Annotated in this window: 27 protein-coding genes; 15 read left to right on the forward strand and 12 right to left on the reverse strand. The window is 37.2% G+C overall.

What is annotated here, in order from left to right; translation table 11 throughout:
• The first annotated feature begins 39 nt into the window (after nt 1–39).
• From HYG87_RS08380 to HYG87_RS08395, 4 genes are all read left to right on the forward strand, one after another.
• Nucleotides 40–294, forward strand: coding sequence for a hypothetical protein (locus HYG87_RS08380; protein WP_211532728.1), 255 nt, complete (start codon nt 40–42; stop codon nt 292–294).
• Nucleotides 295–535: 241 nt separating this feature from the next.
• A complete protein-coding gene (locus tag HYG87_RS08385) occupies nt 536–886 on the forward strand; it encodes a hypothetical protein (protein WP_211532729.1) in 351 nt (116 codons plus the stop codon).
• A gap of 63 nt (nt 887–949) precedes the next feature.
• A complete protein-coding gene (locus HYG87_RS08390) occupies nt 950–1,450 on the forward strand; it encodes a pyridoxamine 5'-phosphate oxidase family protein (RefSeq protein ID WP_211532730.1) in 501 nt (166 codons plus the stop codon).
• A 10-nt stretch (nt 1,451–1,460) separates the two neighbouring features.
• On the forward strand, nt 1,461–3,674 hold the full coding sequence (locus tag HYG87_RS08395; protein ID WP_211532731.1) for a PEP/pyruvate-binding domain-containing protein: 2,214 nt from the start codon (nt 1,461–1,463) through the stop codon (nt 3,672–3,674).
• Between the two features lie 10 nt (nt 3,675–3,684).
• Here HYG87_RS08395 and HYG87_RS08400 read toward each other — a convergent pair whose 3' ends face one another.
• Nucleotides 3,685–3,978, reverse strand: coding sequence for a 4a-hydroxytetrahydrobiopterin dehydratase (locus HYG87_RS08400; RefSeq protein ID WP_211534273.1), 294 nt, complete (start codon nt 3,976–3,978; stop codon nt 3,685–3,687).
• Between the two features lie 299 nt (nt 3,979–4,277).
• Between HYG87_RS08400 and HYG87_RS08405 the strand changes: the two genes are divergently transcribed.
• The 3 genes from HYG87_RS08405 (at nt 4,278) to HYG87_RS08415 (ending at nt 6,222) form a co-directional block, all read left to right on the forward strand.
• Entirely contained in the window at nt 4,278–5,267 is a 990-nt protein-coding gene (locus HYG87_RS08405) for an ATP phosphoribosyltransferase (RefSeq protein WP_211532732.1), read from the forward strand.
• Between the two features lie 36 nt (nt 5,268–5,303).
• Entirely contained in the window at nt 5,304–5,537 is a 234-nt protein-coding gene (locus HYG87_RS08410) for a hypothetical protein (protein ID WP_211532733.1), read from the forward strand.
• 181 nt (nt 5,538–5,718) lie between these two features.
• Nucleotides 5,719–6,222, forward strand: a complete 504-nt coding sequence (locus HYG87_RS08415; RefSeq protein ID WP_211532734.1) for a PRC-barrel domain-containing protein — start codon at nt 5,719–5,721, stop codon at nt 6,220–6,222.
• 72 nt (nt 6,223–6,294) lie between these two features.
• Here the strand turns inward: HYG87_RS08415 and HYG87_RS08420 are convergent, their stop codons facing one another.
• From HYG87_RS08420 to HYG87_RS08430, 3 genes are all read right to left on the reverse strand, one after another.
• The gene (locus HYG87_RS08420) at nt 6,295–7,212 is read right to left on the reverse strand and encodes an SPFH domain-containing protein (protein ID WP_211532735.1); all 918 of its coding nucleotides are present in this window, start codon (nt 7,210–7,212) and stop codon (nt 6,295–6,297) included.
• A gap of 13 nt (nt 7,213–7,225) precedes the next feature.
• A complete protein-coding gene (locus HYG87_RS08425; RefSeq protein ID WP_211532736.1) occupies nt 7,226–7,666 on the reverse strand; it encodes an NfeD family protein in 441 nt (146 codons plus the stop codon).
• A 115-nt stretch (nt 7,667–7,781) separates the two neighbouring features.
• Nucleotides 7,782–8,489 carry a DUF169 domain-containing protein gene (locus tag HYG87_RS08430; protein ID WP_211532737.1) on the reverse strand — a complete coding sequence of 236 codons (708 nt, stop codon included), beginning with the start codon at nt 8,487–8,489 and terminating at the stop codon, nt 7,782–7,784.
• A gap of 150 nt (nt 8,490–8,639) precedes the next feature.
• Here HYG87_RS08430 and HYG87_RS08435 point away from each other — a divergent pair, with 150 nt between their 5' ends.
• Nucleotides 8,640–9,320, forward strand: a complete 681-nt coding sequence (locus tag HYG87_RS08435) for a cyclase family protein (RefSeq protein ID WP_211532738.1) — start codon at nt 8,640–8,642, stop codon at nt 9,318–9,320.
• A 13-nt stretch (nt 9,321–9,333) separates the two neighbouring features.
• Nucleotides 9,334–9,732, forward strand: a complete 399-nt coding sequence (gene tsaA / locus HYG87_RS08440) for a tRNA (N6-threonylcarbamoyladenosine(37)-N6)-methyltransferase TrmO (RefSeq protein WP_211532739.1) — start codon at nt 9,334–9,336, stop codon at nt 9,730–9,732.
• Nucleotides 9,733–9,735: 3 nt separating this feature from the next.
• Here the strand turns inward: tsaA and HYG87_RS08445 are convergent, their stop codons facing one another.
• Nucleotides 9,736–10,209, reverse strand: a complete 474-nt coding sequence (locus tag HYG87_RS08445; protein WP_211532740.1) for a flavodoxin family protein — start codon at nt 10,207–10,209, stop codon at nt 9,736–9,738.
• A 51-nt stretch (nt 10,210–10,260) separates the two neighbouring features.
• On the opposite strand from HYG87_RS08445, the gene HYG87_RS08450 reads away from it, so the two are divergent.
• Complete coding sequence (locus HYG87_RS08450; RefSeq protein ID WP_211532741.1) at nt 10,261–11,127, forward strand: alpha/beta fold hydrolase; 867 nt, start codon at nt 10,261–10,263, stop codon at nt 11,125–11,127.
• 3 nt (nt 11,128–11,130) lie between these two features.
• Here the strand turns inward: HYG87_RS08450 and HYG87_RS08455 are convergent, their stop codons facing one another.
• Complete coding sequence (locus tag HYG87_RS08455) at nt 11,131–12,477, reverse strand: glutamine synthetase family protein (RefSeq protein ID WP_211532742.1); 1,347 nt, start codon at nt 12,475–12,477, stop codon at nt 11,131–11,133.
• Between the two features lie 123 nt (nt 12,478–12,600).
• Here HYG87_RS08455 and HYG87_RS08460 point away from each other — a divergent pair, with 123 nt between their 5' ends.
• A complete protein-coding gene (locus HYG87_RS08460) occupies nt 12,601–13,218 on the forward strand; it encodes a tetratricopeptide repeat protein (RefSeq protein ID WP_211532743.1) in 618 nt (205 codons plus the stop codon).
• 36 nt (nt 13,219–13,254) lie between these two features.
• Here HYG87_RS08460 and fumC read toward each other — a convergent pair whose 3' ends face one another.
• Nucleotides 13,255–14,661, reverse strand: coding sequence for a class II fumarate hydratase (fumC, locus tag HYG87_RS08465; protein ID WP_211532744.1), 1,407 nt, complete (start codon nt 14,659–14,661; stop codon nt 13,255–13,257).
• Between the two features lie 327 nt (nt 14,662–14,988).
• On the opposite strand from fumC, the gene HYG87_RS08470 reads away from it, so the two are divergent.
• Both HYG87_RS08470 and HYG87_RS08475 read left to right on the forward strand, forming a co-directional pair.
• Entirely contained in the window at nt 14,989–16,488 is a 1,500-nt protein-coding gene (locus HYG87_RS08470) for a glutamate synthase-related protein (RefSeq protein WP_211532745.1), read from the forward strand.
• Between the two features lie 37 nt (nt 16,489–16,525).
• The gene (locus tag HYG87_RS08475) at nt 16,526–16,837 is read left to right on the forward strand and encodes a DUF2769 domain-containing protein (RefSeq protein WP_249164837.1); all 312 of its coding nucleotides are present in this window, start codon (nt 16,526–16,528) and stop codon (nt 16,835–16,837) included.
• A gap of 18 nt (nt 16,838–16,855) precedes the next feature.
• Here HYG87_RS08475 and HYG87_RS08480 read toward each other — a convergent pair whose 3' ends face one another.
• Nucleotides 16,856–17,608 carry a succinate dehydrogenase/fumarate reductase iron-sulfur subunit gene (locus tag HYG87_RS08480; RefSeq protein WP_211532747.1) on the reverse strand — a complete coding sequence of 251 codons (753 nt, stop codon included), beginning with the start codon at nt 17,606–17,608 and terminating at the stop codon, nt 16,856–16,858.
• Nucleotides 17,609–19,312, reverse strand: a complete 1,704-nt coding sequence (locus HYG87_RS08485; protein ID WP_211532748.1) for an FAD-dependent oxidoreductase — start codon at nt 19,310–19,312, stop codon at nt 17,609–17,611. It lies immediately after the preceding gene.
• 728 nt (nt 19,313–20,040) lie between these two features.
• On the opposite strand from HYG87_RS08485, the gene HYG87_RS08490 reads away from it, so the two are divergent.
• Nucleotides 20,041–20,730: a class I SAM-dependent methyltransferase gene (locus tag HYG87_RS08490; RefSeq protein ID WP_211532749.1), complete on the forward strand. Its 690-nt coding sequence runs from the start codon at nt 20,041–20,043 to the stop codon at nt 20,728–20,730.
• A 27-nt stretch (nt 20,731–20,757) separates the two neighbouring features.
• Here HYG87_RS08490 and HYG87_RS08495 read toward each other — a convergent pair whose 3' ends face one another.
• The 3 genes from HYG87_RS08495 to HYG87_RS08505 form a co-directional block, all read right to left on the reverse strand.
• Nucleotides 20,758–23,337, reverse strand: a complete 2,580-nt coding sequence (locus HYG87_RS08495) for an ATP-dependent helicase (protein ID WP_211532750.1) — start codon at nt 23,335–23,337, stop codon at nt 20,758–20,760.
• Between the two features lie 50 nt (nt 23,338–23,387).
• A complete protein-coding gene (locus HYG87_RS08500) occupies nt 23,388–24,161 on the reverse strand; it encodes a metallophosphoesterase (RefSeq protein WP_211532751.1) in 774 nt (257 codons plus the stop codon).
• Nucleotides 24,162–24,320: 159 nt separating this feature from the next.
• Complete coding sequence (locus HYG87_RS08505) at nt 24,321–25,247, reverse strand: prenyltransferase (RefSeq protein ID WP_211532752.1); 927 nt, start codon at nt 25,245–25,247, stop codon at nt 24,321–24,323.
• Nucleotides 25,248–25,441: 194 nt separating this feature from the next.
• Here HYG87_RS08505 and HYG87_RS08510 point away from each other — a divergent pair, with 194 nt between their 5' ends.
• The gene (locus tag HYG87_RS08510) at nt 25,442–26,011 is read left to right on the forward strand and encodes a HEAT repeat domain-containing protein (RefSeq protein WP_211532753.1); all 570 of its coding nucleotides are present in this window, start codon (nt 25,442–25,444) and stop codon (nt 26,009–26,011) included.
• Nucleotides 26,012–26,241: the final 230 nt, after the last annotated feature.

The raw sequence follows: 26,241 nt of genomic DNA on the forward strand, positions 1-26,241 counted from the left end.
TAAGAAGTGAAAATAAAGAATAATAGTGGTGTAATTAACATGGTTGACTCTAACTTAGAAAAACTAAAAAAAGCCCTGCATAACCGGGAATGCACGATAAAACAACAATCAAAGGTTATGGAAATAACCTTTAAAAATGAAGAAGATGCAGAGTGGTTTGAAAATATATGCTCCTCCCGGAAGGGTGAATCAGTTCTGTCCTGCATGATGTCCATGAAACCCCCGGGAAAAAATCAATTTAAATTCATATTCAATATAACGGATATAGGGCGATTTATTGAAATCATGGAGTAGATACAGAACTTATTATTAAATAAACTAGATATGGACTGTTATATAGAAATAAATTAGATATAGGTGCTATAATTCATTAAACAGGTTTCAAGTCCCCTTTAGATAATAAATTTAAGTTAAAGTATAATTAAAATCATATTTTTAAAAGCATAATAAAAATCCTATTTTTTTAAAAACATAAATAAATCCTTTAACATAAAACATAATCAATTAAAATCTTAAAAAAAAGCGAGGAATAGTAATGGTACCGGGATCAGCACCAATAACCTTCAGAAGAAAAATTGATGGAGAAATAAAAGATTTAACTGTGAGTGAAGAATTTGTTATGGACTTTCATTTCACCACCCAGGAGCACCTCATGGTAATTTTAAGGGTAATGGGCAGGGACTCCCAAAAAACAAAGGATTTCTTTAAAGATACCATAAATGAGACCTTCCAGTTGAAAACCATGGACACCTGGAAAAAAGAAAAAGTAGAAGATGAATTCACCCTCACCGACATGTACCTGGATGAAGGACCTCCCCTTTCTATTGATATTGGAGTGGATCCCTACATGGTCCGTATTATACTGGACTTTAAAAAAACTAACTAAAATTTATTTTTTAAAAACTTATTAACGATTATAACACCTTTAAATTAAAAAAGAAGGTTTTCTATGCGGAAAAAATTTGATGAACCCCTGTGTCCTCCTGCCGATAGTACCTGTACTCCTGATTTTATAGATGCAAAAAAGGACATATCTAACCTTTTAAACACCGAATCATTTGCCGTATTAGCCACCCAGGGAGAAGGCCAACCATATACTTCGCTTATGAGCTTTAAAGTCACTGAAGACTTAAAAAAGATTGTATTTAGCACCCCGCAAGAAACCCGCAAGTTCGAATTACTTAAAAAATCAGATAAAGTAGCTCTTCTGGTGGATAATCGCTCCCAAACACCGCCCAGTCTAAATAGGATTAGTGCGGTAACTATAACTGGTAAAGCAAACATCATCCCTCCTGAAAAAGCCCAAAAATGGGCTGATTTTCTTATGGAAAAACACCCTTATCAGAAATCATTTATTTTTGCACCATCCACTGCTCTGGTGGTGGTGGATGTATACCGTTATTTCCTGGTAAAACGGTTCCAGGAAGTGGTGGAGTGGAGTCCCAGGTAAGGTTGATTCTATGGTAAAAATTAATAATCCCCGGATTTTACCTCTTATAGAGGCCGATATTGATGTTAAAATGGTAGGGGCTAAAACCAAAAACCTGGCCATATTACTTAACAAAAATATCCCGGTGCCGGAGGGTTTCTGCATCACCACTTCGGGATATAAAGATTTTATAGAACTAAATAACATCTCTCCTACCATAGATATGGAGATTTATAAAAAAGAACCAAAAGACATGCGCTGGGAAGAGATATGGGATGCTTCTTTAAGGATCAGATCTGCTTTTTTAAAATCACAAATACCTCTTGTACTGGAAAAAGAAGTTATAAAACACATAAAATCCTATCCTAACTCCACTAAATTCTCAGTAAGATCCTCTTCCCCTTTAGAAGACTCTAAAAAGAATTCCTATGCCGGTATTCATGAATCCTATGTTAATGTAAAGGGAATAGAAGAAATTCTTAAATCCATTAAGCTGGTCTGGGCTTCCCTGTGGAGTGACCGGGCCATACTTTACCGGGATGAAATGGAACTGGATTCAATTAACAGCTCCATTGCGGTTTTAATCCAGGTAATGGTGGAAGAAGAAATTTCAGGCCTTGCTTTTTCACATGATCCCCGGGGAAAAGACGATAACATGATAATAGAGGCCATAGAGGGCTTTTGCAGTGAACTGGTGGATAATGAAAAGGAACCAGAAAAATGGGTCATAAACCGGGAGAGGGAAATTTTAAGCCATAAAAGGCCAGATACCTACAAAAACACCCTCCTTAAATCAGATGAACTAAAAAATCTATTAGATAAACTTATTAACCTGGAAAAAATTTTTAATTTTCCGGTGGATGTGGAGTGGACCGGAACGGGCGGGGATTTAACCATTCTCCAGAGCAGGCCCATCACCAGTTTTACTGATGATGACCCGGACCGGCAGTGGTACCTTACTTTGACCCCCAGCTTTGTTAATTTAAAAAAACTGGCTGATAAAGTGGAAAACCAGCTCATAGGCCAACTGGAAAATGAGGGAATCCAACTATCCCGGGAAGAACCATACGGGCTATCTAAAAAAGAACTGGCCTTCCAAATCAAAAAACGGGCAGAAATTTATTTTAAATGGAAAAAAATTTACTGGGATGATTTCATACCCTTTGCCCATGGTATTCGCAACTTCGGAACCTATTATAATGACCTGGTAAAACCAGATAACCCTTATGAATTCATGGAGTTATTAAAAGATGAGGACATACTGGCCACCCGCCGCAATAAAAAATTCCAAAAACTGGCCCTCCTTCTAAATGCATCCCCTATTTTAAAAGAAAAGATAGATGAAATTCTAAAAAATGGTCTTCATGGTCCGGAATTTATCCGGGCCTTAAAAGAAATAGGGAACATTAATGAAGACTTTTTTGAGTTTATTAATCAATTTTTAGATTTATTAACTAATCATCTGGATATTTCTTATGAAAATACTTCCCTGCAGGATCATCCGGAGGTTATACTTAAAAACATTCAGGAACTGAGCCTTAGAAAAAAATCTCCACCTTCAGTTAAAGATTCTAAAAAAAAGTACCTGAAAAAGCTTTACCAGGCGGCAGGAGACTCCCGGATAAAGGAAGTAGATGAGGTTTTAAGAATCGGGCGTTTGAGCTGGAAATTACGGGATGATGATAACATATTACTGGGCCGGGTGGAAAACCAGTTTTTAAAATTCCTTAAACATGGGGCAGAAGTCCTGGAAAATGAAAAAAAACTTAAAAACCGGGAAAAATTAAGTATAGATGATTGGGAGGATATATATTCTGCCCTTATAACTGATTCTACTTCTATTATTGTGCTGGAAACTTCAGATGAGAGTATAACTGCAGAAATTGATTTTAAACCTCGCCAGCTGGTGGGCCAGCCCTCTTCTCCGGGAATTGTCACGGGAAAAGCCCGGATTATAAAATCATTTGCTGATTTTTCTACTTTAAAATCAGGGGAAATAATAATCTGTGATGCCATACAACCGCAGATGACTTTTTTAGTTGCACTGGCTGCGGGAATTGTGGAAAGAAGGGGAGGAATGCTGGTGCATAGTTCTATAATTGCCCGGGAAATGGGAATTCCTGCTGTAAATGGGGTTAGTGATGCCACCGAATTAATAAAAAATGGGGATTTAGTTACCGTAAATGGTTATCTGGGGCTGGTGGTTATTGGTAAACCTGAATTTGATAGGGAGCACTCTAATTAATCATTTTAATCTATATCATTAACTGATTTACTTTTTTGGCAAAATCAAAGTCCCAGGAAGTTAAACCATCTCTATCATGAGTATATATGGTTAACTTAACCACTCCGGCACCTATTTCCATCTCGGGATGATGCTGCATTTTTTCAGCTATATTTCCCACCTTAACTGCAAAATTCATACCACTGGCAAAATCCGGAAAAATAAATACTCCTTCCAGATGGTGATCTTCTAAAACTTTCCAGTTATCTAAAGTGCTGGCTCTTTTATGGATTTCATCCAGGGATAATAATTGGGGAATTTTTATAGGAACCTCCTCCCTTAGCTATTAAAAATTATTCTTAAATATGGTGATTTATTCTTTTTATAGTTTAAGCCATAAGCTTAAATATTTTAGTGGGGTTTTATAATTATTTTAATAACGTTATAGAAGTTTTAAGAAATTCAAGGCTTTATGGAAACTAAATACTTAATTCAAGAATTAAATAAGAGGTTATCCTTTAACCACGGAAAAGTATTTTAAGTTTGTTAACGGATTTTTCTTAAAGATAAGAATAATTTAATCTAAGATAACATTTTCAAAGTAAGAATTATCAGGTGAAAAAAATGGATAAAATAGTACTGGGACTGCCTAAGGGAAGTTTAAATAATGTAAACCGTGGGAATACTTATCAATTATTTGTGGATGCTGGTTATGAGGTGCGAGGCTATGAACCAGGAAAAGAAGAAAATGAGATGGAGATAATCAATGACCCGGAGATCAAGACCTATTTAACCCGTCCTCAGAGTGCTCCTGTTGAATTAAACCGGGAAATGCTGGATATTGCTATTATTGGTGAAGACTGGGTCAGAGAAGAATCAGTTAATCTAAAAAAACAGTTAATAACCAAAATAGGTGATTTAAATTACGGCGAAACCAGATTAATTGTGGCAGTACCCACCGAAGCCCCCTATGATTCTTTAAGCGAATTTTTCATTGCCAATAAAGATCGGAAGACTCCTATTTTATGTTTCACCGAATACCCTAACTTAACCCGGGAATTCATCATGAATGACCCTGGCTATAAGGAAGTGCATGGAGAAAGTGTACCTTTACTCCAGATCCGGGGACTGGCTGATGGTGAAAATGAAATGGTGCAGATAATCAATTCTGATGGTGCCACGGAAGTATACATTGCTAAAGGGGCTGATTTGATTGTGGATAATACCCAAACCGGTAACAGCCTCAAAAAAGCAGGATTAAAAATCCTGGAGACCATCATGGAATCCAGTGCAGGTCTTTATGCCAGCCCGGGATGTAATGGACTCAAGGCAGAAAAGGCAAAAATGATATTTGATCAGCTCTTCGGGGCCATTAAAGCCCGGAAATACTTTGATGTTAAATTCAATATTGCCAATCACCGGGTAGATGTGGTAAAAGACTTCTTAAGTGCCCATGAATACTGCTCTGATGAACCCACCGTGGTGGTAGGTAGTACCTTCTCCCAGTTCAATGTACTCATACCTAAAAATAAGTTTCCAGAAATGTTAAAAGGTATTAAGAGTTTTGGGGCATCAGCTATTGTACGGGAAAATGTCAAACAATATGTACAATAATTCTAAACTCCCTACTTTTTTATAAATGGTGTTAATATGGGCGTATTATGGGTAACCATGAAGGATATCACCGGTAAATCTTATAAATACAGCACCGCCGGTCGTAAGAATGCATTATCTATAGTTATAACTGAAGATAAGATAACCATTGGTCTGGAAAGGGGGGAAGATAAAATACCCACCAGTAAAGTATTCCTCAAGTCCAACCTCATTTTTTATGAGTATACCTCGGATCACTTACAACAAAAAAGAATTCAATCCCGTTTCTAGTTTGAAAAACTAAGAATACATTATTCCATCTAATTTTACTTTTATTCCTTTTATTTTATCTATAACTCTCGGATTAAGGGTATAATTTCTATTTTATAAAAATTATATATCCTTTAAATTACAAAATAATACTGCGGATTAAGGTCTTTATTATAAAATACGCAAGGGAGACAGGTAGTAAATGAAAGCCTCAGAATTTATAGGAAAAACCGTGATAGATAAAACCGGTGTGGAAATTGGAAAAGTGGAAGATATCATAGTTAAGCCTAAAAAATGCTTAATGGATAGAATTATCATTGGATCTGGAGGTTTAATAAATAAAAAACATTTCAGTGTTAAGGATAATGAAATTGAAAGCACAGGGGATTATGTTTTACTTAACATGGCTTTAAAAGAGATTGAAGATAAACTGGGCTCGGAAGACCTGGAATACATTAAAAAAGTGGAAACCAACTTTGCAGAAATACAGGGCAAAGTGGTCATAACCCAAAATGGAGTGAAACTGGGTACAGTGGAAGATATGGTTATTAAACCCAGCCAGTGCCTGATAGAAAATATCATAGTTAAATCCAAGTCCGACCTGGGTAAAAAATCATTCATGGTAGGCAAGGAAGAAATAATTGATATTAAAGATTTCATGGTTTTGAATTTGGATCTGGATGATGTTGAGGGCAGGATTATTTGATTAATGGTTCTAAATCCCAAGATGTTTAATTTATTTAAAAAAAAATAGTGGGGAAGATTACTCCCCCTATGTTTATTCTTTAGGAGTGGTGTCCTTATCCTGGAATAACTCCCCAATACCGGCTATGGAACCTAAAACTCCTGATGTTTCCAGGGGCAGGAATATCTTGGTGGCCTGTCCATCAGCTACTTTTTGCAGGGCTTCCAAATATTTAACTGCTAAAAGGTCATTGGTAGGATCACCTTCATGTATGGCCTTGAAAACACTGAGTATGGCCTGTGCTTCTCCCTGGGCAATAGCTATGGTCTGGTATTTATCTGCATCAGCCACTTTTTTAATGGCTTCTGCCTTACCCTCAGCATTTAAAATAGCAGATTGCTTGTCACCTTCTGCTTTTTTAATCTGAGACTGTTTATATCCTTCCGCATCCAGTATGGCGGCCCTTTTCATTCTTTCTGCTTTCATTTGCTTGGACATGGCCTCTACAATATCCTTTGGCGGCTCAATTCGTTGAATTTCAACTCGAACTACCCGGGTACCCCATTTATCAGTGGCCTCATCCAGAACTTCCCTTAACTGGGTGTTTATCATTTCCCGTGAGGTAAGGGTTTGGTCCAATTCCAGATCCCCTATAATATTCCTCAAATTAGTCTGAGCCAGTTTGGTTATGGCCTGATAAAAGTTAACCACATTATAAACTGCATTAAAGGGGTCCACCACCTCATAGAAAATAACCCCATCCACTATTACTCCGGTGTTATCCTTGGTTATAACATCCTGGGGAGGCACATCCACTACCTGCTCTCTTAAATCAACTTTACGCATTGATTCAATAAAGGGTATTATTACTACCAGACCACTATCCACAGTTCTCTGGTATTTACCCAGTCTTTCCACCACAGCTTTTTGATAGGGCCTTACTATCTTTACTCCCTTATAGGCCAGGACAAAAAGTACAACAACTATAAAAAAAACTACAAATAAATCCATAAGCTTATCCTCCTTATTTGTTATCATCCAGGGACTTAAATGGTTCTACTATCAATTTAACTCCCCTTATTTCTTTTATAAAAACATATTCTCCTTCTTTAATAGTTTGGGATGATATTGCTCTCCAGGTGTCTCCTTCTACTTTAACTATTCCTCCCTTTTCAGGGGTTAGTTCTTCAATAACCAGACCTTTTTGACCAATCAGACGTTCTGAAGTTGCTTTTTTAGGGGAATCTTTTGTTATTCTGGCGGCAAATGGTCGAGAAAGTGCCAAAAGAATAACAGAGATTATGATAAAAGCAATAAACTGGGTTAATGGATCAAAGCCCAGGTAACTTAAAACTGCAGAAACAGAAGCACCCACTCCGAACCACAAAAGAAAGAAACTAACCGTAAGCATCTCTCCTAAAAAGCATAATGCTGCTATAAAAATCCATGCTTGTACATCAATCATTTACTAACTACCTGCCCTTAATCTGTTAATCTATACTATCCCTTTTTATGGATTAAGTTTATGTTTTAGTCTAAATTTAAGATTTTTTTTTAAAAGAGATTAATAACTCCTATTTTCATATATCATTTTTAAAATCATCCGGTACTTCCATATCTGCATTTCCTGCAGTTGAAAGGGGAATAGCCTTAAGTAAATTATCTAATCGCTCATAAGGAATGCTCACAAATAATATATCTGCACCATAGTTTTGATGCCGCCGGGCAGTCCAGTCCCCTACAGTGAGATTAGTCTCACCGGTTATCACCGGGTAAGATATGGTACTGTGACACAATGCCCCTGCCAATTCAATTTTTGGTTGAAGGCCATCCCAGTAAGTATCCAGGCTAATCAATCGGCAGGCCTGATGGGCATTACATAAAAACAATACTATATCTGGCCTTAGAGTAGCATCACTTAAAGGGCATATAACCATGTTTTCTCCTAAACCAGTGGGAGGAGGGGAAGATAGTTTTATCAACCTTTCAAAAGCAACAATAGAATGGTATAGTTTTTCACCCCGGGTTAAGAAGTTTTGCAATCTCTTTTTAGGCTCTCCTGTAGGTATCTTACTTAAACCACAGTGCCAGTTTCCACCAGGACAGGCACTACTTTCCAGATTTATTACAAAGGAATTTCCTTCTACTGCTTCTTTTAAGGCCTTACAAATGGATATTTTTCCATTATAATCACTGGAAATCGATTCATTAGTAAAAGTAATGGATAATGGTTCATTTTTAAGTTCTAAAACTTTTTTTAAAAGGGAAGCTTGCTTTTCAAATTTCATTCAAAAACACCATTACTATTCTGTAGGATAAAGAACATATAATTTGATAAACAGGTTTTATGATTAAAAGTTGTAGCTGATATTCACCCCCGGGATATAAGGACATATAATTTAATCAAAACCCTGGTTAATTAGTAGGGAGGTAGAATTTTGCCATATGAGTCATTATCTTATAATCTCCACCAGGAATCCCTGGTACATCCCGCCTTAAAAAAGCCAGAAATAAGACAAAAAAGCTATTTAAATAAAGAGGGCTATGAAACCTACCTTATTACCATTGAAAATCATAGTAGCACCCATGTAGACGCCCCGGCACATTTTTTAAAAGGAGGAAAGACCATTTCCGATTACCAGGCAGAAGATATGGTTTTCCATCATCCCGTGCTGGTAGAATCATTTAAAAAATGTGACGAAGACCTTAAAATCAGGGACTTAAAAAAAATCCCTTTAGAATCATTAGAAAAAGCAGATATATTGCTTTTTAAAACTGCTTTTCATCGTTATAGAAAAAATAACCCGGAAATATATCTAAAACACAATCCGGGTATTTCTCCTGAATTAATTGCATATCTTAGAGAAAATTACCAATCCTTGAAGGCGCTGGGAATTGATTCTGTTTCAATCTCAGGATATCAGAAACCAGAAATTGCACATAAAACACATATGGCAGCCTTCATAACAAAAGAAGAATATGGGGTGCCCTTACTCTTAATAGAAGATCTTAATTTAAAGAGACTGACTTATCAATCCATCATAAAAAGGATAATACTCTCACCCTGGCGCATTAAAGGCATAGACAGTGCTCCCTGTGATGTACTGGCGGAATTATAAAACAGGTGAATATATGGAACTAAAACCTATTGGTATTATACATTCTCCCTATACTAAGAAAGCTCAAGCTCCCCATCAGGGACGATTCAGCTCAAAAAAAAGCCATATAATAATTTTTGATGAATTCCTGGAGGGACTAGACGGAATTGATAAATATAAGCATTTGATTATTATCTACTGGCTGGATAAAGCCAGAAGGGATATTTTAAAGGTGGTGCCCCATGGGAGAACCAAAAAAAGAGGTGTTTTTTCTACCAGGGCTCCGGTTAGACCTAATCCTCTGGCTTACAGTGTGGTGGAACTGCTTGAGCATAAAAAAAATAAATTAGTAGTTAAAGGACTGGAAGCTCTGGATGGAACACCTTTAGTGGATATAAAACCCTACTGGGCAGATTTAGATAGTGTAAAATGATTATTAAAAATCAACCACATCTCTTACAAAGGGTTCCAGCTTACAGTCACAGGTTTTTTGTTTTATTTCGCTTTCTTCAATAACCATGGTTTCTACCGGGGTTTTTCCTGAAAGCTCAGCCATAGCTTGCAGGGCGGATTCAGATCCACTGGCCTTTAAGGTACAAAAGAAAGCCACATTATTCAATTCATCCCTATAGTCTCTTAAAAATGTGCTCACCGGTACTGCTGGTTTACCGGCCCATACCGGGGTCCCGATTATAACCAGATCATAACTAGCAGGATTCTTTTCCAGCTCCTTTATAATGGTATATTTACCCCTATTGGCCTGGTAACCGGATTTTAACCATCCTATGATTCCCGACCTTTTTTGGGTATCATATATCTCTTCCAGATCACAATTCAATTCCCGGGCCACATCCTGGGCCACATCTCGAGTATTACCGGTTCTCGAATAATAAACTACAAGTGCTTTCATGTATAATACTTATCTGTAAAAGCATATAAGTTGTTATACTGGTGAAAAATAATGGCAGAAAAAAATCAGTTTATCCCCCGGGAAGCCCAGGAAGAATACCTCCAGGCGTACCTTAATGTAATGAAACTGTGGAAAGTGGAATATCAGTCCCTGGAAGTTGAAACCAGCTTCGGAACCACCCATATCAATTTTTGCGGATCCAAGGATAATCCTCCCCTCCTTCTTTTACATGCCGCATCGGTAAGCTCAGCAGAATGGTATGCTAATGTAAAAGAACTTAGCAAGGATTTCTATTTAATAGCACCAGATACCATAGGGGACTGTGGCTGGAGCCGTTGCCATGCTGAAATGGAAAACAGGGACCACTACAACCAGTGGCTAATGGAGATCATGGACCATCTCCACCTGGAAAAATCCCATATTATGGGCCACTCCTATGGTGGCTGGCTGGCCCTCAACCTGGCCATTTCCCACCCGGAAAAACTGGATAAAATGGTTCTTCTAGCACCGGCAGCTTCCCTAGCACCTTTTAACTTAATTATTAAAATGGCCTTGAAGATGCCCCGCTTACCCCTAATGCCTTCAGCTGAGAAAACTTTGAAAATGATGGCGGCTAAAGACTTTGAACCTCCAATAGAATTTGTTGAACTTATGGATGTGGTTAACCGCCACTTTAAACCAAAAATGGTTTTCCCCACAGTATACAGTGACCCGGAATTACAAAACATAAAAAACCCCACCTTACTATTAATGGGGGATCAGGAGAAAATATATCCTCCCTTAAAAGCGGTTAAAAGAGCTAGAAAATTAATTCCAAATGTAAAATCAGAAATAATTATAGATGCCGGCCATATTCTTAATATGGAAAAACCAGAAGAAGTTAACTCCCGGGTTATTAAATTTTTAAAATCAGAATAATTTTTAAAACTTATCCCGCAAAATTTCAACTTCTTCCTGGTGACTTAAATCTTTAAAATATTCAAATTCAGCTTTTTTTACAGCTAAATAGGCCTGAGACAATTTACTACCCAGAGCATCCATCAAATACCGGTCTTTTTCCAGATAAGATAAGGCCTGATCTAAGTGGGTAGGCAGGGTTCTTATTCCTTTTATACTCCTTTCATCAGAGCTAAGGGTCCCCGGGTCTTGTTGTACCGGTTCGGGTAAGGTCATTTTATTTTTAATACCATCATATCCTGCAAAAATAACAGCTCCTAAAGCTAGATAAGGATTGGAAGAAGCATCCACTGTTTTTATTTCGAAATGTTTGACAAAATTATCTTTTTCAGATATTACCCTAATTGCAGCTTCCCTATTATCAATTCCCCAGCACCCGAATGCTCCTGACCAGGTATGTGGTTTTATACGGTGATAGGAATTTGTAGTGGGGGTGCTTATGCCCATTAAGGCGGGTAAATGATGCAATACACCGGCAATAAAATACTTTCCTTCAGTTGATAATCCATAAGCATCATCAGAGGACCCGGAAATATTTTTATCATTTTTCCACAGACTTAAATGTAAATGACAGCCACTCCCGGATTCCTGAGGGAATAATTTAGGCAAAAATGATGCAATCATCCCTTTCTGGAGGGCTATGGCTTTTACTGTTTCTCGGAAGGCTATTTGATTATCAGCAGCACCTAAAGCCTCCTGGAATTTAATGGTTATTTCCTGTTGTCCTGGTCCTGATTCAGAATAATACTGTTCTACCATCATGTCCTGTTTATGCAGGGCATAAACCACATCTCTAATGAATTCCTGATTTAAATCCAAAGAATAAGTGGATGCAAAAGGAGTTTTTTCCCGGGGAAGGATATCTTTAGATTCTTCAAGATCCAGAAGGTAAAATTCGTTTTCAAAAGAAGCCTTTATACTTATACCCATTTTAAATAATTTAGCAATCATTCTTTTTAAAAATCCCCGGGGGCAGTATTCCCAATTTTTTCCATTTAAATTCATATCTCCCATGGCCCGGAAATTTCCAGGAGCATAGGGTAGGGGATTCAGGGTCTGCAGGTCTGCTTCTAATTCTATTTCTCCCACCGGTGTTAATAAAGAGCTTTCTATAACCTGATCATACATCACCGGAACTCCCTGCTGGCCGGAACTTATACCAACTTTTAAAGGCATTTTCTGGCTTATATTCTCTTTATTAACATATAATGCTTTTCCCCGGATTATATTGGCGTTATCACACCATAATATGCGTATAAATTCTCCATCTTCCCCTATATTTTTCTCCAATTTGCCTTTTCCCGAATTCATAAGATTATTATTAGAAAGAGATTATTAATATTTTTACTTAAAATCTCATCCCCTCTAAAACAACTGTCTAATGGGATAAAATTAATTAAATTCTTAGGGACATAATTAGATCTGGTGTTAACCATGGTTGATTCTCCTGAGGAAAATGTTCTGGAAAAGGTCCTTTACTGGACCCGGAGGGGTAACGAGTACTTTTTAAAAGAAGAATATCATGAAGCTCTTTTTTCCTATGATCGGGCCCTGGAACTGGATGAAAATACCAGTAAAATCTGGGATAACCGGGGGGTGGTATTATCTTCACTGGGATGGCATACTCAGGCCATAGAATCCTTTGAAATTGCCCTGGAACTTGAAGCTGATAATTCCCGGGCCTGGTCTAATATGGGAGTCTCCCTGGCAGCTACACTTAGATTTGAAGAAGCACTCAATTGCTTTAATAGGGCCCTGGAACTGGATCCGGAGGATGATGAAGTCTGGAATAATAAAGGTTCTGCTCTTTTTTCCATGGCCCGCTACCCGGAGGCCCTGGAAAATTTCAAAAAAGCTCTCCACATAAATCCAGATAATCCTCAAGCCCTGGCTGGTAAAGGCTCTGCTTTAAGGTTTTTAGGAAGATACAAAGAAGCAGCAGAAGTACTAGAAAAGTTCATTGCCAGAGCCCCTCCTGAACTGGCACATATGAAAGAAGAAGCATGGGCCATGTTACTGGAGATAAGGTTAATTATGGAACGGGAAGATTAAGAATAGAATATTTTTTATTCATAATTTCAAAATTAATCATTTTTTTGGGGGAGTGGGATTAACCATAGCCTTTGGATTTACCAAATAATCAAATTCATCTTCAGGTAAATATTCAAGTTCTAAAACAGCTTCTTTTAGAGTTAAATCATTCTTTAATGCATGATGGGCTACTTTAGCTGCTTTATCATATCCTATTACCGGGCTAAGGGCAGTTACTAACATGAGGGACTGATCTAAAAATATATTTATCTGTTTAAGATCCGGCTTAGTATCTTCCAGGAGATACTTCCGGAAATTATTACAACCATCTGATAGTAAATTTATGGACTGTAAGACATTATAAATCATAACTGGCTTGTAAACATTCATCTCCAGATAACCTCCCCCTCCACCAATTGATACTGCCATATCATTAGCCATGACCTGAACAGCAATCATAGATAAAGCTTCACATTGAGAAGGGTTAATTTTCCCCGGCATGATTGAAGAACCAGGTTCATTAGCAGGTATATCCAGTTCATGTATACCGCAGCGGGGACCACAACTTAGAATACGTATATCATTGGCAATTTTATAACAAGATGTGGCCAGAGTTTTTAAAGTTCCACTAACCATCACCAGAGCATCATGTGATCCCTGGACTTTAAATTTGTTGGGAGCAGTTTTAAATGGCAATCCGGTTATTTTTGCAATCTCACTGGCTGCTTTTTTATCAAATCCATCAGGAGCATTTATGCCGGTACCAAGAGCTGTCCCGCCTAAGGCCAAATAATATAACTCATGCATATTTGTTTTTAATCGATTTAAATTATCATCTAACAATCCCGCATATCCTGAAAATTCCTGGCCCAGGGTGAGGGGTACTGCATCCTGCATATGGGTTCTTCCAATTTTAACTATGTCTTTCCATTCTTCTTTTTTTTTATTTAGTGAATCACGTAAATGGGTAATAGAGGGTAGCAGTCTATCCTGCAGGGCCTTAACTGTAGAAATATGCATGGCCGTGGGGAAAGTGTCATTGGAAGATTGGGATAAATTAACATGGTCATTGGGGTGCAGGGGCTTTTTACTTCCCAGGGGATTTCCTGTAAGCTGAGAGCATCTATTGGATATTACTTCATTCACATTCATATTGAAATGGGTCCCACTTCCAGTCATCCACACATGTAAAGGGAACTCTTCCTGGTGGTGACCAGATAGAAGTTCATCACATACTCGAACAACAAGATCCTTTTCAGGCTCATCTAAAAGCCCAAATTTAAAGTTGGTTAAGGCGCAGGATTTTTTAATAATAGCATAAGCTTCAATCATTTCCCGGGGGATTAATTGAGTACCGGTACTAAAATGCTCTAGAGATCTCTGGGTTTGAGGCCCCCATAACCTATGTGAAGGAATACTAACTTCACCTAAACTATCAAATTCCTTACGAAATTTCTCCGCCATTTTAATCCCTGGATATCATGATAAACCCGATTTTCTAAGAAATTATTTTTTTTAAATTTCAGCAACCCTTAAAACACCATAAATAATTGTTATAATATTTGTAACGGATAATTAATGGCTAAAAAAGATGAAAATATTATTAATTTCTCCATTCCTTAAATTCTCCTTTCTTAACCATTATATATTAATAATGCGGGATATAAATATTATTATTTAACCTCATTTACTCCATCTAAATAGGGCTATAATAGACCAAGGTAAAAAAAACCATCTTCCCTAAGGGGAGGCTCAAATTAAGGCTCATTTATCATAAGGAGGAAAAAAATAATGTCAGATGAACCGGGCAATATCCGAGTTAATGTTCCTGATTCTAAAGAAAACCGCCAGAAGTGTATCTGCAGATTATGTCATAGCTATCCCCATGACTGTGAAGGGGAGATATTATTTTGCAGTACTAAGGAGAGTGAATGTGATATTAAAGCTAAATCCTGCCTTTGCAATAAGTGCCCCGTATACATAGAGTATGATTTAAAAGGGTTATATTACTGTGATAAAGTAAGTGTAGGTGATAGCCGCATCCTCATGCGGAAAAAAAATACTGGTGAAGATTTATCTTTTTATCAAAAAGTAGTCAATATTAAAGAACAGAGTAAAGGGGGAAAGAGTGTAATAGGCTCTATGGGATCCTTAAAAAAGCTTCCTTTTTCTCTGGATGATCTTTATCTGGTACCAGCACAGGTAAACAAATTTCCTTTAAATCAGGAAGACCCGGTAAATACCAGCATAATTCTGGGTCCTGAATCAAAAAAACCTTTAAAGATAAGTTCCCCGGTTATGATTTCAGGAATGAGTTTTGGGGCGGTATCCAAAAAAGTTCGACTGGTAATAGCCAAAACAGCTGAAAAATTAAAAATTGCCTTTAATTCAGGTGAAGGCGGTCTCATCCCTGAAGAAAAAAATATAGGTGCAGATTATAGGATAATCCAGTACTCTACTGGTCGGTTTGGAATTGATGAAGATATGCTTAAATCTGCATCCGCCGTGGAAATAAGATTTGGACAGGGAGCCTATCCGGGTAAAGGTAGCTATTTACCAGCAGAAAAGATCACCAAAGAAATAGCAAGAGCCAGAAACTTAAAATCAGGTGAAGCATCTTACTCTCCAGCCCATCATCCCGACATAACCGATCACCAGTCCTTAAAAGAAAAAGTGGACTGGCTTCGTGAAATCACCCGGGGAGCACCTATCGGAGCAAAAATAGCTTGCGGTGATGTAAAAGAAGATGTTAAAATATTATCTCACGCGGGGGTTGATTTTATTGCTCTTGATGGGTTTGGTGGAGCTACAGGAGCCACAAATTATTATATCAGAGAAAACGTAGGCATCCCTGTATTTACGGCACTTCCTCTGGCTTATCATACTCTTAAAAAAATGGGGACTAAAGATAAAATTTCATTAATTGCTGGTGGAGGATTAAAAACCTCAGCAGAATTTACCAAATGCCTATCTTTAGGGGCGGATGCAATCTATATTGGCACTGCTGCTTTAATTGCCATTAACTGCCAGCAATATCGGGTATGTTACACTGGCCTTTGCCCTACCGGGGTTGCCACTCAGGACCCTAAACTCATGGATCAGTTAGATCTGGAGCAGGGAATTTCAAAATTAACCACTTATCTAAAATTATCCGCCGAAGAAATTGCCAATTTAAGTCGTATTGTAGGTGAAAATGATGTTAATAATCTTACCCGGAATAATTTAATATCCTCCAGCCGGGACATGTCCCGGGCTACCAGGGTAAGGTGGATTAATGGTGATTACCTGTAAATAATCTACTTAACTTAACCATAACTATAAAAGGAGTGTGAAAAGCTTGTCTAAAGTAGAATTCAATACTAAAAACCTGGAAAAATGCATCTGTAAAACCTGTCCGGTACAGGCTGAAAGTTCCTGTGTAAAAGAAAAAAATATTAAAGTCCAGGAAATGATGGAAGAGAACATGATGCCTGAACCAGAAATGGTTCCCGGCTTATACTGTGCCAGTGGAAAAGCAGCATGCAGTGACCTGGACACGGCTAAAATGTGCCAGTGCAATGAATGTCCCCTATGGGATGAATATGATTTACCAGAAGGCTTACCCATGGGTTACTACTGCCGGGATGGAGAGGCACAATAATAATCCATATTTTTTATACTATTTTTTTTCATTCAATTCTTCCCGGGCTAGATTAATGGCTTTAATAGGAGGTACTTTTTTGGGACAGACCCTTAAACAGTTCCCAATGGAATCACAGGCCCACCAACCCGGTGGTATATCTGCAATTTTCAGGCGAGAAGTATCCTCCTCCCGGGGGTCAATATGAAAGCGGTAGAGTTTAGCCAAAGCAGCCGGACCCAGATATTCTGGATTTTCTCCTTCAACTGGACAGGCCCCAAAACATGCAGCACATAGAATACAGCTGGTATATTCTTCCAGCTTTTTAACATCCTGTGGATCCATCAACCTCTCTTTTTCAGGATTAATATCTGATGGCTTAAAAACAGGCTGGATAAAGTGGTAATACTCAAAAAATTTATCCATATCAACCATAAGGTCTTTTATTACAGCCATATGAGGCAATGGTTCTATTAAAACTTCTTTTTTAGCATCCCAGGGAACAGTTTCTTCTGCCCCTGGATAAGGAAATAGGGAAACTTGCAAATCTCCCTTTAAAAGTGGTTCAATTTGAGTTCGACAGGCCAAAGCAGGAACTTTGTTGATTAACATGGCACAGGTACCGCAAACTGCACCCCGACAGGAATAGCGAAATGAAAGTGAATCATCTAATTGCTCTTGAATCTGTAATAAAGCTCCCAATACAGTTAATCCGGGTTCTCTTTCTACTTCAAAGCTATCATATTCAGGGTATTCCATTCCTTCCTGGTAGCGGTAAACTTTTAGTTTCATTTAGTACACACGCTCCTCAGGTTCAAACATTCCTAATTGCACCGGGGAGTAGGAAACAACCATATTTCCCGCCTCCCCTTTAACCAGAGTGTGCTTGAGGAAATTTTCATCATTACGTTCGGGGAAATCAGTTCGTTTATGGGATCCCCGACTTTCTCTTCTTTCAATTGCACTAATTGCAACTGATTCTGCCACATGAAGCATTCCCTGCAGCTCTAATAATCTTATAAGGGCATGGTTAAGTTCAAGTTCCTTGTTTTTAATGGAAACTGTAGAAACAATTTCCTGCATCTTGTGGATATCACCTAAACCTTTAAGCATACCATCTTCTTTTCTAAAAATTCCAAATTTGGTGCTCATGGTTTTATTAAGCATATTTTTAATATTAAACTGATTTTCTAATCCTTTACTCTGGATAATCTTTTCTAAATGATTTTTTGAAGTTTTAATACCTTTTTCGACCTGTTTTTTTGGGGGAGTTGCCAAGTCATTTATATCTTCTATTATTTTATCTGCTACCAGGCGCCCAAAAACCACGGTTTCCAGAATTGAATTTCCACCCAGGCGGTTAGCCCCGTGTACACTAATACATGCACATTCTCCGGCAGCATAGAGCCCTGGAAGAATGGTTTGTCCATTAATATCCACATCTATCCCTCCCATGGAATAGTGCTGACCGGGTTGGACTGGAATAGGGTCATTTACAGGATCAATACCTGCAAAGTCCATAGAAATTTGCCTTATCCCGGGTAAACGCTCTTTTATACGTTCTGCACCAATGTGGCGAAGATCAAGCTGCACATAATCCCCTTCAAATCCTCTTTTTTGGGCAATTTCCTCTTCTATGGATCGGGCCACCACATCCCGGGGTGCTAGATCCAGGGAACCAGGAGCATATTTTTCCATAAAACGTTCACCCCTCTTATTCAGTAGCATACCTCCCTCTCCACGGGCCCCTTCGGTGATTAAAATATTAGTACCATAAAGGGTGGTAGGATGAAACTGCACAAACTCCATATCTTTTAAGGGCACCCCGGCACGTAAAGCCAGAGCCTGACCGTCACCAGTATTAATCAGGGCATTAGTAGATTTATTAAATATTCTACCAAAGCCTCCGGTGGCCATCAGTACTGCTTTAGCTATAAATCCATGAATTTCACCCTTTAAAAATTCCAGAGCAGTACACCCGGTACACCTTTCCTGGTTCCTAATCAGGGAGGTAACAAAAAATTCCTCATAAATAGGAATTTTCCGATGATTAACCTGTTCATAAAGAGTATGAAGTGCGTTATGCCCGGTACGATCTGCGGCATAACATGTACGTGGAAACCCGGCCCCTCCAAAAGGTCGTTGTGCTATTTTTCCATTTTCCAAACGGGACCACACGGTTCCCAGGTGTTCCAATTCAATAACCGATAGTGGGGCTTCACGGCACATTATTTCCACGGCATCCTGATCTGCCAGATAATCAGATCCTTTCACCGTATCATAGGCATGGTTTTTCCAGGTATCAACACTACCTTCAGGTCCCCTCACATTGCCTAAAGAAGCATTCATTCCACCCTGAGCAGCCACGGAGTGAGATCTTAAAGGATTAACTTTACTAATAACTGCCACATCAACACCGGCATCAAAAACCTGAAGGGCCGCTCTTAGTCCGGCTAAACCACCTCCTATAATTACTACCTCGTATTCATGAATCACTACTAATATCCCCCATGTTATTCTTTGTTAAATATTATAGGGGATTTATAGGTATTATTTTTTGGCATATTTTTACCATAACGCCTGTAAAATTACTTAATAGGGGTTTTATTTCCTCGGGAGATTTAAAATTAAGAAGGAGGGAGGGCTATCTACTTTTATTAAAAAATATAAAATTAGAGTATCTACTACCTTCTGATTTTCAAAAATCTTATTTTTCATTGAAAAATCTAAATCCGGTCCTTTAACTAAAATCCAAGTCTCTTAAATTAATTAAATTTATAAATTTTTAAAAATAATATATTACTATCCCTTTTTTAAATCCATAAAAGCAAGGTCTTTTAAAAAAATCAGTAATCATATTAAAAAAATAATTAAAATTATATTAAAACCTCATTAATAAAAATAAGCTCCCAGAGAATAATTTAGGGGTTGTTAGGAGTGAAAAGGGAGGTGTGTTTCTCTGGAAGCTTATATGTTTCTAGTTTTCAACAAAATAAATAGATATTTCGCGTCGAAAACTACAATTGGGGGTGATGTGTGTATACTACACACAACATTATATGACTATATTATCCTATATAAAGTTATCGCCTCTATCATAAATATGCAAGGGGCAGGGGCTTAAAACCATGCAGAATTAATTTCAATCTATTTAATCAATGCTAATTTAAATATTGAAATTAATAAATAGTTGGGAATCTATAAAACAATAAAAGGGTCTTTAAATGGAAAAGAAAACTAAAATCACCGGGCCTATATTTATTGGGCGCAGCTGGATGGAATATATTAAAATGTTTGATCTGGACCTTAAAAATTTAAAAAATCAAAAAATTTTGGACTGTGCAGCAGGGGCCAGTTCATTTACATCATATATGCATAAACAGGACTTTGAAGTTACTGCTGTTGATTTAATTTATGATAAAAGCCCGGAATTCTTACAACTTCGCTGCCAAAAACACCTGCAAGCTCTAATTGATGCTCTGGAAAAAATGAAACAGGAATTTGTTTGGACTTTCTTCCATAATCTGGATGAACTAAAAAAACACAGAATAAAGTCCTGCCAGGATTTTTACCAGGATTACAAGAGTGGAAAGGGTAAAAGATATCTGAAAGGGGATCTAACAAACCTTCCCTTTGAGGATAACAGCTTTGATCTGCTACTCTGTGCCCATTTACTATTTATTTATGATCACCGCCTCAGTGAAGAGTTCCACCACAAAGCGGTGGAGGAAATGATGAGGGTTACTAGAAAAGAACTGAGATTATATCCTCTGGTAAAACATAAGGGATTAAAGTCAACCATGGTGGAAAAGGTAACTAATTCTCTTTCAGATAACTATGAATTTAAATTGGTGAAGGTGGATTACCAGTTCCGCCCCGGGGGAAACCAGATGCTGGTTATTTCTAAAAAATAAAAAAAGAATCATAAAATCTTACATAGTTCATCCATTAATTTCCCTTACAATGGCCTCATGCATCCTTTTTATAAACTCTATCCTTTCTTCATACTTTAAAACATCCAGATATCCCTGAGCTACTAGATTAAATGCAAAAGGAGATGGAATTTTAGTATTGAACTGTTTTATTTCCATTTGATTACTTTCTATCCATTCTAAAACTCTCTGGGCATTTTTAACATCCATGTAATCTTCAATTACTTCCCTTCGGGCTTCTTTCAGGATAGAAAAATTCTCATCAAGTTCCTGTACAAATTTAAGCAATATTTTCCCTTTAACCTGCTGGCGTCCCACTGATTTTTCCTGGCCCTTATAACGACGCAGTATCATTAAAGACCTTCCGGCGCAGTGACGAAACCGGCTGGCCAGAGTTTCTGTTTTATCTATGGCTTTAATTAGAATATCCACCAGGTTCTCAGAATTTAAATCTTTGAAAGCTTCCAAACCACCAATTTTCCCATCAGAACTTAAATAGAATCCATTATCTGATACAGAAATCATCACATCTCTTTTAAATTTTTTAGCAATAATATAGGCCAGGGCCCGGGATAGGGCATCATTAACCCTTCTTCCAAATAAGGTGTGGAAAACCACAAACTTTCTACCACCAAAACCAGTATAGTATTCTACCAGAAGACGCCGGTTACTGGGAATATGGCTAAAGAGGTACTGTTCCTGGAAATACTGGAAGATAGAGTGGGCGGCATTGTAATCCACATATAAATAATCGTGTATAAATTCCAGAATTTCTTCTTTACTCCGGCCATAACTTAGTTTACTATCCATTATATCCCTGAAACGTTGAATATCAACGGCCAGATCAAAGGATAGGGGTAACTGCTCAGAAAACCAGGAAGGAATGGTAGGGGGCCCGGAAGCATGACTTACATTTACACTCATCCCCCGGGCATAATTGAACCGGTAAATATTTCCTCCTAAAACGAAGCTATCTCCTTTACGGAGTTTTTCCATAAAATCTTCCTCTATCCGTCCCACCACTTTACCGGCACATTTTACCACGGCTCCACTGCGGTCCGGTATAGTACCAATATTGGTGGAATAAAGCATTCGGGCCAATCTTCCCCTTTTTCCAAACATGTTCTTTTTATAATCCACCCATATTTTGGCATAAACATACCTATCCTCTAAACTGGTATATTCTCCAGCCATATAACTTAAAACACTTAAATAATCTGTTTTAGAAAGTTGATGGTAGCAGAAACTCTTTTTTATAACTTCATAGGCATAATCAATATCCCATTTATTTTCTATGGCCATACCATAGATATGCTGGGATAAGACATCCAGACAATTAGTAGGTATGTTTATGGAGTCAATCTTTCCTTCCAGTGCATTTTTTAAAATCACCGAACACTCCACCAGATCATCCCGATCCACCACCAGCATCCGACCTTTAGATTTTTCATGCAACTGATGGCCACTGCGGCCAATACGTTGCAGGGCCCGGGAAACAGATTTAGGGGAACTCACCAGTATCACCAGGTCAATATATCCTATATCAATACCCAGTTCCAGTGAAGTGGAAGAAACCACCACTTTCAACTTCCCTTCTTTCAAATTATTTTCTGTTTCTAAGCGTATTTCTTTAGAAAGGGAAGAATGATGGGCCATGATGTTTTCCTGGTTATAATTCTCCTTAAAACGTTTTTTAAGATTATAAACAATACTTTCAGTCCCACTACGGGTGTTGGTGAATATTAGTGTGGTCTTATGCTGGTTAATTAAATCATCCAGCAGGTGGTACATGGCGGTATTGGTTTTGTCCGGATCAGCAGCAACAATATCATCCACCGGACAGATAACTTCCATATCCAGTTGTTTAAGATAGTTAATATCCACTATCAAACAGTCTCTTACCTGGCCGTATTCATATCCTACCAGAAACCGGGCTACTTTATCCAGGGGGTGAACGGTGGCTGATAAACCAATACGGGTGAAATTACCAATGAGATGCTGTAATCTTTCCAAACTTAAAGAAAGATGTACTCCTCTTTTATTTTCTGCAAGGGAGTGTATTTCATCCACAATTACATATTTAACATGTGATAATTTTTCTCTAAATTTAGGTGCCACCAGAAGGATGGATAGTGTTTCAGGGGTGGTTATAAGGATGTGGGGTGGTTTTTTGAGCATGGCGGCACGTTTAGATTGAGGGGTGTCCCCGGTACGAACTGCTTTTCGTATTCCCAGATCTTTTCCTGCTATTTGCTCTATTTCCCTTAAGGGTTCCTCTAAATTTTTTTCTATATCATTATCCAGGGCCTTTAAAGGTGAAATGTAAATACAGTAAACTTTATCCTCTAATTCTTCTTTTTGGGCTAAAGAGGTTAATTCACTTATAATGGATAAAAAGGCTGTTAGAGTTTTTCCTGAACCAGTGGGGGATGAAATCAGCACATTCTTGTTCTGATGAATATCCATGATGGCGTATTTCTGGGCAGGGGTAAATGTTTCAAACTTTCCTTTAAACCATTTACTAACCCAGGGATGTAAATTAGTAAAAATCTCCTTAGAAGTGTATATCCGGTCCTGTTTTTGTATCATGTTATCTCTGAAAATCATTTTTTTATTTTTACCCGGGACTTACTTTAGTATTATACAAATCGGGCACTGGCCTTTAGTATATTCTTCACCCTACCAAATGGAAATACTTCAAAGTTTTCCACACCATAAACTTCAAAATTATCCAGGGAACCCTTATTTAGAAATGGTGATAAAAGTTTTTCATGGAGAATATCTGATCCTTCGGAAATAAAATTGAAAGAAGGCATTACAATCAATTCCCTATCCTCAAACTGCCCTTTAAGGAAGCATTTTATTTTTTCTACCCTTTCTCCATTTCTAAGCCCTATGCAGGGATGTTCATGTCCAATTACCAGGGTTTTTTCTTGATACTTATGCAAGTCAGGTATTTTATGTCCATGCAGAATCAGGCAGTTATTAATGGAAATGATATCTCTCATTTCAATATCCATTTTTTTGCTGATATAGGGAGTGAAATTATCATGGTTGCCTTTAATTAGCACTATTTCACTAAAATAATCCTGTAAATATTCTAAAAAGCTTTTAACTTCCTTTTGCTCCTGCCAAGAAATTTTCCCAAATTCGTGTTTGAGATCCCCATTTATAATTATTTTATCCAGGGTGCAGCACTCTTTTATCTTTTCTAAACGTTCTAAAATTTTTTCAAATTGGAATTTAGGTATCATCAATCCTTCTTTATTCAATGACTGCTCATAACCTAAATGTAAATCAGAAAGTATTAGATAATCTCCTATCTTCAGGGATAAATCTATTATTTCTCCATTTTCTAAAATGGGAATAGCATTAAATGAATTCAAATCAACATAGTCTCCTTTTATTTTCATATTTTCCGGGTAGGAATTTTAGGCCAGGGTGCCATAATACATTTTCACTAAAATAACCGGGAATGATTATATAATTTTTTTAGATATATAATCATATTCGTTATATATTTTTTGATAGTAAAATGGTATCATTTTTTTTATTTCTAAATATGAAATTAATCATAAGAAGAAGAGTAGATAAGCAAAATAAGATGCATTGGCCAAAGCAAGGATTACCAGAGAATTTAAAATTAAAAAAGATAATCTGGTGGCTTCCGGTCTTTCTACCGGCCTTTTTATGAATCCGTATACACCGGGTACCATGAGTATCATACACAGGGCCAATATAACCCTGAAATTGATAACCTCCGGGTAGATACCACTAAAAAATAATAATCCCAGTAGTATAGAACCAGAAACTGCACAAAATCCCATTATTCTAAATCCTGTTTTTCTACCATATCTTACAATTAAATTATTTTTACCTCCCCGGATATCTGCTTCTCTATCTGGAATTTCAACACTGCAAATGAATAGTAACTGGAAAATCATAAGGGGCAGGGAAAATAATAATATTTTAAGGTCGATATATCCAGTTAAAGCCAGATAACCAAAACCTGGAATTATTAAACCGGTTAAAACAGTGGATATTTCCCCTAAACCCCTATAGGATAATTTAAGAGGAGGGGCGGAATAATAGTACCCTAAAAGGTTCCCGAATAAGGCCCATATAAAAAAGGCCAGAGAGGAATAATACCATGAAAATAACAGGGCCAGGGATAGTGAAAGGCCAATTAAAAAAAGGGAAAAATAATGGGAGAAGGGAATAAGATGAGGGTTTTCCAATAGTATACCACTGCCTCCAGTAAATCCATGGGTGGTATTGAAACTATCTGCTTCCTGATCAAAATAGTCGTTACTATAGGAAACTGATAAATGGGCGGGCATTAAAATGGCATAGCCAAATAAAAATCTAAAAACAGAAAAATCTTCCATAATTAATCCGGCTAAGAGCCCTCCCAATGAATAGAGTATAAAACCTGCAATTAAAAATTGCATCCGGCCTAATTTAATTATCTTAAGCAGATTGTTCCGGGTTATTTCCATATATCTATTTTATGAATTAAATGATATTTATAGAGATGAGAAAAATAATTACTTAATCTGTCTATAATTATTTTTAGGCATTCCGGAACTAAATCATCTCCTAATGAATTATAATAGCCATTACCACAATACTTATTTTATCTATAAATGAATTCTTTATTAAAATTAATAAATATTATAAAAGGTGAAATGTAATGACCAGTTCTCATGATAATTTAACAGAAGCAATTAATAATTTAAAAAGTGATGATCCCGAAATTAGAAAAAAAGCCGCGGATGAATTAGGTGAATTATGCAGTGATGAATCATTAAACCCCTTAATAGGTGCACTTAAAGATGAAAATCCTCAGGTTCGTTTTAAAGCTGCACAGGCTTTATCCAAATTCGGCAATTCTGCAGTTGATCCTCTGATTGAAATTTTAAATAAGGAAGAAGGGGAAACACTCCGATATGCTACTTTTGCCCTTAAAAAAATTGGAGATCCCTCCACGGTGGACTATTTTATTTCTGCATTGGATGATGAAGACTGGGGGGTTAGAAAAGTAGCAGCCCGTTCATTAGGAGAATTAGGAGATAAAAAAGCAGTAGAACCCTTGATTAAAGTCATGGAAGATGAAGACTTTGGTGTTAGGCTGGCTGCCGTGAGGTCTTTAGGTGACCTTAAAGACGAAAAAGCCATAGATCCTATTAAAAAAGCCCGCCGAAAAGGGGATAAAGAATTTAAAAAGGCAGCTAATAAATCATTAAAAAAAATAAATTCATAAAATTTCTTTAAAATATAAAAAACTTCATTTAAATCTTTTTTTTAATTAACTGACATTTTTTATTTTTCCTCCTATCCTGCTACCGGCGGATTTGTAAATTTGAATTTTTTAAAGAAATATTTATATAAAACCTGAGACAATAGTTAGTTATTATACAAATAATAACTTAACTTATTATAAATTATCATTTTTTTAGTGCTTTATTATTCTTAATAAGCAGTAATAGTCCT

The sequence above is a fragment of the Methanobacterium alkalithermotolerans genome (genome assembly GCF_018141185.1).
Lineage (GTDB): Archaea > Methanobacteriota > Methanobacteria > Methanobacteriales > Methanobacteriaceae > Methanobacterium_F > Methanobacterium_F alkalithermotolerans.

Excerpts from the sequence above, each read along its gene's own strand:
- HYG87_RS08490 (WP_211532749.1), top strand. The coding sequence starts at position 20,041 with ATGGAAAAGAAAACTAAAATCACCGGGCCTATATTTATTGGGCGCAGC.
- HYG87_RS08430 (WP_211532737.1), bottom strand. The coding sequence starts at position 8,489 with ATGAAATTTGAAAAGCAAGCTTCCCTTTTAAAAAAAGTTTTAGAACTT.
- HYG87_RS08510 (WP_211532753.1), top strand. The coding sequence starts at position 25,442 with ATGACCAGTTCTCATGATAATTTAACAGAAGCAATTAATAATTTAAAA.
- HYG87_RS08480 (WP_211532747.1), bottom strand. The coding sequence starts at position 17,608 with ATGAAACTAAAAGTTTACCGCTACCAGGAAGGAATGGAATACCCTGAA.
- HYG87_RS08415 (WP_211532734.1), top strand. The coding sequence starts at position 5,719 with ATGAAAGCCTCAGAATTTATAGGAAAAACCGTGATAGATAAAACCGGT.
- HYG87_RS08505 (WP_211532752.1), bottom strand. The coding sequence starts at position 25,247 with ATGGAAATAACCCGGAACAATCTGCTTAAGATAATTAAATTAGGCCGG.
- HYG87_RS08460 (WP_211532743.1), top strand. The coding sequence starts at position 12,601 with ATGGTTGATTCTCCTGAGGAAAATGTTCTGGAAAAGGTCCTTTACTGG.
- fumC (WP_211532744.1), bottom strand. The coding sequence starts at position 14,661 with ATGGCGGAGAAATTTCGTAAGGAATTTGATAGTTTAGGTGAAGTTAGT.
- HYG87_RS08395 (WP_211532731.1), top strand. The coding sequence starts at position 1,461 with ATGGTAAAAATTAATAATCCCCGGATTTTACCTCTTATAGAGGCCGAT.
- tsaA (WP_211532739.1), top strand. The coding sequence starts at position 9,334 with ATGGAACTAAAACCTATTGGTATTATACATTCTCCCTATACTAAGAAA.
- HYG87_RS08495 (WP_211532750.1), bottom strand. The coding sequence starts at position 23,337 with ATGATACAAAAACAGGACCGGATATACACTTCTAAGGAGATTTTTACT.
- HYG87_RS08390 (WP_211532730.1), top strand. The coding sequence starts at position 950 with ATGCGGAAAAAATTTGATGAACCCCTGTGTCCTCCTGCCGATAGTACC.
- HYG87_RS08500 (WP_211532751.1), bottom strand. The coding sequence starts at position 24,161 with ATGAAAATAAAAGGAGACTATGTTGATTTGAATTCATTTAATGCTATT.
- HYG87_RS08445 (WP_211532740.1), bottom strand. The coding sequence starts at position 10,209 with ATGAAAGCACTTGTAGTTTATTATTCGAGAACCGGTAATACTCGAGAT.
- HYG87_RS08420 (WP_211532735.1), bottom strand. The coding sequence starts at position 7,212 with ATGGATTTATTTGTAGTTTTTTTTATAGTTGTTGTACTTTTTGTCCTG.
- HYG87_RS08470 (WP_211532745.1), top strand. The coding sequence starts at position 14,989 with ATGTCAGATGAACCGGGCAATATCCGAGTTAATGTTCCTGATTCTAAA.
- HYG87_RS08380 (WP_211532728.1), top strand. The coding sequence starts at position 40 with ATGGTTGACTCTAACTTAGAAAAACTAAAAAAAGCCCTGCATAACCGG.
- HYG87_RS08385 (WP_211532729.1), top strand. The coding sequence starts at position 536 with ATGGTACCGGGATCAGCACCAATAACCTTCAGAAGAAAAATTGATGGA.
- HYG87_RS08450 (WP_211532741.1), top strand. The coding sequence starts at position 10,261 with ATGGCAGAAAAAAATCAGTTTATCCCCCGGGAAGCCCAGGAAGAATAC.
- HYG87_RS08410 (WP_211532733.1), top strand. The coding sequence starts at position 5,304 with ATGGGCGTATTATGGGTAACCATGAAGGATATCACCGGTAAATCTTAT.
- HYG87_RS08425 (WP_211532736.1), bottom strand. The coding sequence starts at position 7,666 with ATGATTGATGTACAAGCATGGATTTTTATAGCAGCATTATGCTTTTTA.
- HYG87_RS08455 (WP_211532742.1), bottom strand. The coding sequence starts at position 12,477 with ATGAATTCGGGAAAAGGCAAATTGGAGAAAAATATAGGGGAAGATGGA.
- HYG87_RS08405 (WP_211532732.1), top strand. The coding sequence starts at position 4,278 with ATGGATAAAATAGTACTGGGACTGCCTAAGGGAAGTTTAAATAATGTA.